Origin of the sequence: Maridesulfovibrio sp., from assembly GCF_963666665.1 — a bacterium.
Taxonomy (GTDB): Bacteria; Desulfobacterota; Desulfovibrionia; order Desulfovibrionales; family Desulfovibrionaceae; genus Maridesulfovibrio.
This window is the reverse complement of sequence record NZ_OY762999.1, coordinates 3,691,134-3,701,280: the sequence shown is the minus strand read 5'-3', so window position 1 is coordinate 3,701,280 and position 10,147 is coordinate 3,691,134. Positions and strand designations below refer to the sequence as shown.

Below are 10,147 nucleotides of genomic sequence, written 5' to 3'. Positions count from 1 at the left end.
GTTTGATAAATTTTGGGTGTGATTTCGGTCCATGATGGAAGTATTTTTATCAAACTAATTGTCTGTCATGTGGCAGCTAAAAATTACTCTCCTTAACCAGAGTCCGGTAAACCTTATGCCACAGGTCGACAATATATGATCTGGTAGCTGTCTTCATGCGTATTTTTCCACTTTTGCCAAGCGGAAGTGAAATTGGACCATCCGGTTTAACTTCAACCACATACCGCGCTTCAAGCAGGGAGGTGTTACCATAGCTGTCCTGTGCGGCGGGAATCTCTCCAGAAGCCAGTGAAGTGAGAGCAATATGGCGAGTTGAGTCTGTTTTGCTTTTGCTGATTCTTATTATGGTGCCCGGAACGGCTTCAGCGCCTGTTTCTGGATAAAACTGGGCTGTTTCCCCTTCGGTTAATTGGGCCACTTTCTCTTCCGGGATGTAGGCTGCAAAATATAAATCGTCAGGGTTAACGATTCTTCCGAAAATCTGGTTCTGCTGTACATGTTGTCCGATGCGTAGATTGCGGTCCCATTCCGTGATTGTTCCTGATACCTGCGCGGAAATATCGTATAATTCCTGCCGTTTTTTGATGCCTTGCAATCTGGAAGCAACTTGGTGTTTTTCCTCTTCCTTTTGGGGAATCGCGGAAAAGTTGTGCTGTATAAACATAAGCTGCGCTTCGGTATCCAGAATCTTTTCCTGCAAGGACAGCTCACTTATCTCCGCCCGTAAAGGAGCAGATGCTATACTCAATATTTCATCACCAACTTTGACTTCTTTTCCACGACTACCGCTGATCTCAGTCACAACACCGGAGAAAGGTGCGTAAATCTGCTGTAGGTTGCGTGCTTCGACCACGGCAGGGAAGTAGTGGGTGTGAGCACGGGGCCAGACGAGCCACGCTGTCAACGCAACGAACAGCAACAAAAAGGTGATCAATCGGGCATTGAAAATAAGCATTTTGCGCATTTTTATCACGGATGAAATCTCCTTGACGATGGGCAGGGCGATAAACCACCAGACTTCTACCAGAAACAGGAATATCCCCAGCAGCTTGGTGAACTTATAGTAAACCAGAACGGCGATACCGATATATAGAAAGAAACGGTATGCCCATGAATATATGGAATATGTGACATATAGAAATTTGCGCCAGCCTTTGGGCTTCTCCGAGGCAACGAGCTGCATCCCAAGACAGGAGGTACGAAACAACCAGCGCAGATAATTAAAAGACCTTGAGCGCAGGTTATCGATACCTGAGACATCCATGAAAAGATAATAACCATCAAAACTCATGGCCGGGTTCAGGTTTACCAGCAAAGTAGAAATAAGCGATGCCGTGGAGACTACGAAGAACAGACTGTTCAGCAATCCCGGCTGTGTGCTGGCCCAGCCTACGAGACAAAACCCGGCAATAACCAATTCCGCGATTATCCCGGCTGCGGCTACTGGCAGTCGTTCTCGCTGCTTAGGTATACGCCAGGCATCGGTTACATCGCAATAAGCCACCGGCCAGAGTACGATGAAGGCCACACCCATTACCGGGACCCTTAATCCGTGCGCTTTGGCAGTGTAGGCGTGCGAGAATTCGTGAATAATTTTTACGAGTGTTATGGCTGTGCCGTAATAGAGCAACCCTTTGATGTTGAAAAAATACTGAAAGGTATGGAAGAATTGCTCATGGCGCATGCTGACCAGAATCAAACCCACAATTCCGCAAATAAAGTATAAGGCAAAGGCCGTAGTGGAGGCCAACGGACACACGAAGCTGATTGTCTTACCAAGAAAAGCATCAGGGCGTAAAAGAGGGATACGGAAGTACAAATAATGGTGCAAAAGCCATTTGAACCAGTGCGGCGTTCTGGCTTTTACTTCCTTTTCAAGCTGTTCCGGTTGCTGGATAAGAGTGTTTACAGTCAATCCTTGTTGCACCAGTTCCTGACAAACTTTCAGGACGTCCTCGACCGTAGGACTCATGGTTGTATCCCGATCCAGCAAGGCAACCACTTCATCCAGAGTGTGCGGCTGTCCCAACAATCTGATTACCGCAAACTCAAACCACGAAAAACGGTTATACGATCTTGCAAGAGGATCATAAACAACCGTTGTCGGTGAGCCGTCATGGGCTTTGGGGCCCGGAATAATCTCTAGGTCCGGGCGCAGGACCGGAAGGGGGGTGTCCCCTGAAATCATAAGATCAGCCTTTGTTGTTTTCTGATGCTTCCCGGATCTGGCGTTCCACTTCTGCAAGGGCGGAATTCAGCGCGTCCTTGAGCTGGATTGCTCCGGGAATGGAGAACACAACGCGATCACGGAGCACGGCTTCATTCTGCACCGAGCGATGCACATTACCCATTTCGATAACCACTTCCGTAGCGGAAGCATTTACATTAAAAAAATCACGGAACTTGTAGTCGAGATCGTTGGGGATAACCACTTTGAGATCATTGCTTTCGTCTGCCATATCTTTTCTCCTTTAAATTCCCATTATTCTTCGAGCCGAAGCCCACGGTTTGCGCAACAACCAGTAGGCAACCGACACTTTATCACCATAAAGCACAGCCGACCCTTTCAAGCCGATCCTTAGCTTTTCATCTGCCCTGTCAGCAAGATCAGCAAAGGTTCCTTCCGCCATAACCGAAGGGACACCTTCAGGACTCACGGAAACACTCTGAGCCACGTATTTTAGATGCGCATTTAATGAGTCATCAGGAAAAGCATTGAGCAACACTTTCACTTCGGTGCTGTTGCTGAAATTCACATTATCCGCTTCTGGAAGCCAGATGCGCAGGTTGATGTTCTGCGGATCAACCACCATGAGCACCTTCTGCCCAACTTCGACTGGCCTGCCACGCCATTCATCAGGATTATCCACGATGATTGAGCCGGGAACATCCGCCCTGACATTTAACATGGAGGCCCGATATTCCGCCATCTGCAACCTGATTTTTTCCTGCTCCAAACGAAACCTGAGGATGGAAAGCTCAGCTTTGGCTTTTGCACGTTTTAGCGCTTCGAATCCGGTATTCGTCATGGTGGTTTCAAGCATATTTACTTGGTGCTGAGCTATTTTTAACTCTTCATTAACCACACGGGGATCATAACCAAAAAGCTGACTGCCCACTTTTACTTGATCACCGGATTCGACAAAGACTTCGGAAACAACACCGGAAAGAGGTGCGGTAACAATAAACGGATCTTCCGGAATTATTTCACACGGTGCGACGACCCGAAGAGGAACCCGCCACGAGAGTAGCACTGCCAACAGAACAACAATGGAAACCAAAAACCGCCGCCAGCTGAAAAGCTTCCCGCTTATGCGGCGGCATAATGTTTCCGGCTCCAGCCGCTCAAAAGCAGATTTTGCGCTGACACCTACAAGGCTGAGCAGCTGCAGATCCCGTTCGGCCCATTCATCCTGCTCCCAGCGTTCGAACCAGAGAACGTATCTGGTTTTGCCCCACGGCTTTATGGGCAGCCAGTATACGGAAAGGCCGTTGGTATGGTCGCTGAGGAATTGCCAGTGCGCCGCTTCTTTAGCAGGAAAAGAGCTTACGCTCAGCTGTTGCGGGCTATCTTTTTCAGTGACGGATGAGGCCAGCTTCTCCCATTTCTCGACCATCTCGGAATAGCTGTCCACTCCGGATTTACCAGATACAGCCTGAAATTTTGCACGCTTACCATCAACCTTGAACAGCACCGCCCGCTTGTATCCACAGAGAGAAATGGAACGGTTGAGCAGCCGAAAATAAAGTTGTTTTTTATCCTCTGCCGCCAAAAATTCAGTAGTAAGCTGGTGCAGGATCATTGCCGGGTGCTGTTCGCTACTCATCGCGTGGCAACCTCATCTACAGGCATGGGAATGTGGCCGGTCATGCCGCATTTCAGCTTCCGTTTTGAATTAGGCACCTCGATCTTCACTTCAAAGGTCTGGCTGGCGGAATCCATGACCGCGCCCACATGGGAGACCTTTCCTGTCACAGTCTCGCCATTGGTAAGTTCTATAGTTACCTGCTTCCCAATGGGAAAGGACTTCAGCACGTTCCACGGGACTAGCGTGCGGGCCAGCAGCACTGAGTCGCTGACAATCTTGATCAGCGGAGTGCCCGCCTCCACCCATTCCCGTTCATCAACCAGCAGTTTTTCAACCCGTCCAGAATAAGGGGCCGTAATGGTACAGAAGCTGACTTCCTTGCCTGCAATCCGCATATTGGCCTTGGCAATGCTCAATTCTGCCCGTGCTTTTTCCAAATCGATGATGGATCGCGATTTATCCTGATACAGTTCTTCAGTAACCTTGAAAGTTGCTGCGGCCTCGGCATGCATGGCCTTGGCTTTGTCCTGCCTCCAGATGAATATCTGCGGGTCGAGCTTAATCAACACCTGCCCCTTTTTAAAAGACTGCCCAAACTCCTTTGCAATATGACTGACTGTAGATTCAACCTCTGCGGAAAGGATTACTTCCTTACGCGGATAGAAGACTACGCTATATGTACTCTGCGGGGATTTGTGGGATTCAGCGTCTATCTTTGCGTCCTGTTCCGAGAAATCTGGGAAGGAAGGTAGTGACGAATTTCCGGCAAATACAGCAGGCACAAATGCCAGTTGCAATGCAATCAGGATTAGGGCTGGAATCAATTTTATCATATCGCTCAATTACAAAATAATAGCCGGGAAATCCCAGAAGGATAACCCGGCTGCATTGTTTGTTTTAATCTATTTCAGGGCGTAGGACATATCATCCTCGGCTTCAGCATGTTTGAGGACGATTCCGCCGGTGGCGGTCAAGTCCTGCTGGTCGAAGCTACGGCCCATTGAATTGTAAATTTTTGCCTTGGCAATGATCAGATCTGAATATGCGCGCAGCCTTTTTACACGAGCTTCAAGATACTGCTGGTTGGTCTGCAACAAAATACTTTCACTCTCGCCAGTACCAGCTTTAACTTCCCGATCAATCACATCCTGAAGTTCTTTCTGGCTCTGTTCAAGCTCGGTAGCTATGCCAAGGGATTCGTAGGCGTCACTATATTCAATGGCAGCCAAGTTCAACTGTACAAGAACAGCCAGAGCCTGTGCCTGCCGCTGTTTACGCACCACCGCAGCCCGTTTCATACCCGTCTGCTGTTCGGAAGAAAGACGCGGAATGGTAAATAGATCCCATGATACGCGCAGTCCAACATTGCACCACTGGTGGCGTGACATATATGAGTTGTCATCGCGGCTGTAGCGGGCAAAAGGAGTCAGGGTCGGGAACATCTGGGTAAGAGCTATATCCGCCTCACGTACGGCCTCGTCTTCCCTAAGGTCCATCTCAAACATTTCAGGGCGCGATGTCAGTGCTTCCTTTTCCCATGCCGGAAGGTTCATAGCCATTTCATTGGGAACATCGGCAAGGTTGATACCTTCAATCGTAAATTGCGCAGCAGGTGCAAGACCCAGCAGTTGTGCAAGTTCCTTCTTGGCCTGACGGTAATCATATTCATAGCGGCGAACGCTATCACGAAGTTTGATGATTGAAATCTGGCCATTCAAAGCATCTTTCTTTTTCTGGCTCCCGGCTTTCATCTGTTTGATAATAATTTCCTGCCGCTTCAAAGCACGGGCAATCAGGTCATCAGCCCGGTCTTTGGCATCCTTGGCAATGGCGCAGCGCATGTAAGCCTGAATAACACTTACAATCAGGTTCTGTTTCACACGCTTAAGCAGTTGCTTGCTCATGCCAAGCTGTGCTTTGGACTGAAATGTGCGCTGGAAATCAACCGCCAGATTAAGCAGGTTCCATGACAATTCCACAGACTGGGTAGAAGTCTCCAGATCGTGCGAAATGGAAGGTTCCAGAGATTGCTGTCCGCTTTCCCAACTCTTGGAAGAACTGGGAGTATACCAATCCTGCGTGGAAAATTCCGCATTACCCATTAGGGAAGGAAGCATGCGCCAGTACGATCCGGTCAGCACTTCGCGCTGCACAGCAACCTGATGTTCGGATACCGCCGCATCAAGGTTATGCTTCAGGGCATAATCAATGGCTTCTCTTAGAGAAATAGCCCTGCCCATAATGGCTTCACCTGCTTTATCCGCAGTGGCATTTGTGTGCTGACCCGAAAGGGTCATCTCAGCTTGTTGGGTGAAGGAGAGGTCCTTAGCCAGATTCTCGTTCCTCATTTCTGTGCCGGTTTTGGGGCCGCAGGCTGTGAGGAGTAGGAACACTAGTAGTATATTTATCAAAAAGAGACGCATGTTATTCACTTAAATCCTTTGGGTCTGCCCAACCAGAAAGCTCAAGAGATGATTTTTTTTGGGTTTCTGGGTCTGCAACGGTGATAAAACCGTCATCTACAGTTACTTTTTCACCATTGTCATTTAATATCTCTTTAGTTTCTAATTTAATAAACACGACATTATTAGGGTTGTCGTTTTGATCAAAAATTTCTAGCTTATACACCCCTGGATGATCTGTCAGTTCTGTTTGTGATCGCACTATTCCTACATGCCCTACAGTGTCTACTCTTTTAGAATTACTGCGGTGAAATGATATTACAGCACCTTCTTTAGGAGGTTCGACTGCCGAACTTGCATCTTGTCCATCTCCAAACAAGCCATGTGATTTATCTCCGACCTCACTATAGACATATCTTCCATTACCTAAACTTCCACTTGGTGCTTTATCTGTAACAGAATAAACTACAGACTTAATCAATGCTACACATTGAAGAGAGTCGCTAGCCGAATATACTTGCTTATACGAACCATCTTTTTTTATAAAACTTCTAAATGCAGTAACATCCTCACTAGCCTTACCATATATACCCTCCAATGCATCCTTAGTCATTTCAGAATTTTGCTTTATGTATAAATCTTCATTGAAATTATTTTTTAATTCAGCAATATCCTTATAAACAACACTATCTCCATCAAGGTATGCTACCTTGTTCGTGCTATAGTTATAAATATCCCCATGGACCCTGATATAATCACTAGAAGATTTGTCATCTTTCAAGTTTATAATTTCCTTTTGCGCATCAGCTGGATTCACATCACTGTTCAGTATCAGTTCTTTCAGTTTACTTTTCTTATTATAAGAATTGAATATCTTCTTTACATCTTTTTGTTTCAAAAAAACCAAACTATTGTCCGTGTCAAAATAAATCTCATCGAACAAATTCGCTCCGTCGCCATAAATAATCTTATTTATCCTTTTTTGGCTAGTTGTTGAGTCCCCTTCTATATTCTTAATTATACGCCAAACTCTATCGCTGGTGGTTATATCTTCATCAAGAAAGAGATCAATAAACTGCTCACTGTCAAACGACTTTCCGCGATCAGAATAAAGTTTTTCAAGGATTTTGATTTCTCTATTTAATTTCTTTGTTTTTTTATTGTTAGCTTCTGCTATCTTTTTTTCTTCAGGTGTAAGCGAAGTTTTATCTTTATTTTTTTCAGTGTCGTCGTAATGTAGATTATCGAAAATTATCTTTGCAGCTTCAGAGGCCTCACCATCAGCATCCCCCCCCCGAAGCTGCACCCATGCAGCACTGGCTTTGTCTGGACGTAATGCCTTTGAACTAGGATCATCGGTGTCGTCGTTATATTTAATCAAACCTTCAATATACTCATCTACTAGCTGATTACGGTCAATTTCCTCATTTTTATATTTCTTATTCAAATTACTTGCATATTCTTTAACTGTGATATCTTTTCCATTCGAAGACGAATGATTACTTGTGTCGACAACATGTGTTACAGAAGAAGAGCTGTCATTGGGGCTATCGCTTGATGCTTCGGTGTTGCTGGGAGCAGAAGTAGTGTCAGGATTTGGAAGTACAATCCTGTCTGGCCTTAGGGTGGGGTGATCATTATGTGATGAGGGAAATTCCCATAATGTTTGATCCCAGTCTTTGTAAGCATTGTAAGGAGAGTTTGATATGTTTGCGCCATCAATACCACTCAAGCTTTTGGCACTAACAGAGCCTCCTGTCACACGCATTGCCCTATTAGCATGATTATTTGAAAGTGAAGCCCCTAACAACAACCCTACAACTCTACCGACATCAGTATCCCCATTTACCTGACTATTAAGAGCGTAGTTATTTGTAATTTTATTATTTGCACTGCTCCTTCCAACTAAACCGCCAACACTTTTTTCTCCATTTACTATTCCTGAAGAATAGCTATTTGAAACATAACTTGAGTCATGCATTTGACCTATCAACCCACCAACAGATTGCTTTCCATCAACTCTACTGGTTGAATAACTAAATCTTACAGAGCTAGATCCTCGTGTCTCAGCAACAAGCCCACCAGTTGCAGCTTCACCATTGACATTGCCACTCGAAAAGCTGTCACTAATAAAATTTGAACCAGAAATTACACCAGCAAGTCCGCCAGCCCCAATGCCACAGTCAACTGTCGACGAAGAAGAACTTCTTACAATAGATGCTGTTGAGATCCCTGAAGCTCCACCAACTAATCCTCCAGCCCAATAACCGCCAGTCACACTACCTTTTGAAGAACAATTTTCTATTGTAGACGAGCTATATAGCAAACCAACTAATCCACCTGCGTAATAGCCAGACCCTTGAACCGCTCCACCAAAGGAACATTTTTCAATTATTGAGTTAGTTGCTTTTCCTACTAGACCACCTGTGTAAGTCCTTCCGTATATCGTTCCCGTTACATTTAGCGCAAATATTTTTGCATTTTCAACATACCCAAACAAACCCGTATAATAATATAATTTGCGGTTAGTATATAAATTGTATATTGTATGATCATTACCATTAAACTTACCGCTAAAGGCCGTTCCCTCAAATGAAGCTTTATTCCCCGTGTGATAACCAATCGGCCTAAAACCTATCATGTCAGACGGCATTCCATCTCCATCCCAATCAACACTAAGCACATCCGAGCTAAAACGAATATCGCCTGTTAGTTCATAGTTACGGGACCAGTCTGCTGTTTTATTTGTTGTTTGTGACAAAGCAACCAATTTTTCAGTAGTATCAATCTCATAATATCCATCCCCATCAACGTCATACAAAGTTTGTGGGGTACCGCCATAATTCAAATTAATTATAATTGAGTCAGTAGCCAACACCCCATCAAACTCACCCAACTTCCCACTATCAAAATAAACTTGCGCAAGATCAACCCCGCCTTCCTCAAGCAGCCAGTTGCCACCTGCTTCAGTATTCCCGGTATCATCAATACTTGCGGCAATCTCGCGTCCGGTGATCTGTTCCAGCTTAGCAATGAAATCCTTACCAACTTCGCCTCCGGCAACACCGCAACCGAGCAGGTCGATATGACCATCAGATTCAACAAGCGAGCCGACATTCTTCCAGAATTCGGTCATTTCAAGATTGGAAAGAAGGGTATCGGCATCAACGGAGTAATCTCCGCCCAGATGAATGGAACCGGAGCCAATAGAATGGGAGGCAAAGCCGATGGATGCGGCCTGTTTGCCGTCGAGAGCGGATTCAATTTTGTTGAAAATATCATCAGGATTAGCGGAGTCACCGTCATAGGTAACAGTAACCACATTTTCCTTGGCGGCTCCGAGCAGATCATTAACATCTGCAAGGCCGCTGGAGGCAACCAGCACAGTGACCGGATCTTCTTCAGGCTGAGAGTTGTCTTTAAGAACAGCCGTAGCTGTATTATCTTTGGCAGGAGCAACACCGACAGGCTGATTTCCCTGAGGAGCTACAGCTTTCAGAAGCGCGGCAACATCCGGTGCTTCTGCAGTCTCGGCAGAGCCGGAATCAGCTTTCGCAGTGTCCTTAGCATCATGTTCAGCATGAGAATCCTGTGTGGCATTTGCGTCAGCAGTATTATCAACTATATGCGCATCAGCCATAGCCTGAGCAGCTTGCTCAACCACAACTGCAGCCGCACCATCAAGTACAATTCTCTCTTCCAGTCTCATGTTCCGCCCCCTCTCTAGTATCCAGAAAATAATTCTGCACAACGTCAGAATTAATCGATTATGAATAAGAACAAAGATAGCTTGGTAGAATATTAAGAAACAGTGGTGGATTTATCATACGAATCATTGAGAGTCTATAAAAGAGACATGTGAAACGTTGCCGACAGAGCGACAAACCTTAGCAGCAGATATATTTGAGAAAATATCTAGTGCTTCACTCCACAAAA

Annotated in this window: 6 protein-coding genes; all 6 read right to left on the bottom strand. The window is 45.6% G+C overall.

The genetic code is table 11. The features are described from left to right. Positions 1-76 precede the first annotated feature (76 nt). A complete protein-coding gene (locus ACKU40_RS17015; RefSeq protein ID WP_320173978.1) occupies positions 77-2,188 on the bottom strand; it encodes an HlyD family efflux transporter periplasmic adaptor subunit in 2,112 nt (703 codons plus the stop codon). A gap of 4 nt (positions 2,189-2,192) precedes the next feature. Beyond that, positions 2,193-2,459 carry a hypothetical protein gene (locus ACKU40_RS17010; protein ID WP_320173977.1) on the bottom strand — a complete coding sequence of 89 codons (267 nt, stop codon included), beginning with the start codon at positions 2,457-2,459 and terminating at the stop codon, positions 2,193-2,195. Between the two features lie 12 nt (positions 2,460-2,471). Further along, the gene (locus ACKU40_RS17005; protein ID WP_320173976.1) at positions 2,472-3,827 is read right to left on the bottom strand and encodes an HlyD family efflux transporter periplasmic adaptor subunit; all 1,356 of its coding nucleotides are present in this window, start codon (positions 3,825-3,827) and stop codon (positions 2,472-2,474) included. Next, the gene (locus tag ACKU40_RS17000; protein WP_320173975.1) at positions 3,824-4,642 is read right to left on the bottom strand and encodes an efflux RND transporter periplasmic adaptor subunit; all 819 of its coding nucleotides are present in this window, start codon (positions 4,640-4,642) and stop codon (positions 3,824-3,826) included. The genes ACKU40_RS17005 and ACKU40_RS17000 overlap by 4 nt, the downstream gene beginning before the upstream one ends. 69 nt (positions 4,643-4,711) lie before the next feature. Next, positions 4,712-6,157: a TolC family protein gene (locus ACKU40_RS16995; protein ID WP_320173974.1), complete on the bottom strand. Its 1,446-nt coding sequence runs from the start codon at positions 6,155-6,157 to the stop codon at positions 4,712-4,714. 76 nt (positions 6,158-6,233) lie between these two features. Then, the gene (locus tag ACKU40_RS16990; protein ID WP_320173973.1) at positions 6,234-9,920 is read right to left on the bottom strand and encodes a DUF4347 domain-containing protein; all 3,687 of its coding nucleotides are present in this window, start codon (positions 9,918-9,920) and stop codon (positions 6,234-6,236) included. Positions 9,921-10,147 lie beyond the last annotated feature (227 nt).

Coding starts and splice junctions, on each gene's coding strand:
- ACKU40_RS17015 (WP_320173978.1), bottom strand. CDS start 2,188: ATGATTTCAGGGGACACCCCCCTTCCGGTCCTGCGCCCGGACCTAGAG.
- ACKU40_RS17005 (WP_320173976.1), bottom strand. CDS start 3,827: ATGAGTAGCGAACAGCACCCGGCAATGATCCTGCACCAGCTTACTACT.
- ACKU40_RS16995 (WP_320173974.1), bottom strand. CDS start 6,157: ATGAGGAACGAGAATCTGGCTAAGGACCTCTCCTTCACCCAACAAGCT.
- ACKU40_RS17010 (WP_320173977.1), bottom strand. CDS start 2,459: ATGGCAGACGAAAGCAATGATCTCAAAGTGGTTATCCCCAACGATCTC.
- ACKU40_RS17000 (WP_320173975.1), bottom strand. CDS start 4,642: ATGATAAAATTGATTCCAGCCCTAATCCTGATTGCATTGCAACTGGCA.
- ACKU40_RS16990 (WP_320173973.1), bottom strand. CDS start 9,920: ATGAGACTGGAAGAGAGAATTGTACTTGATGGTGCGGCTGCAGTTGTG.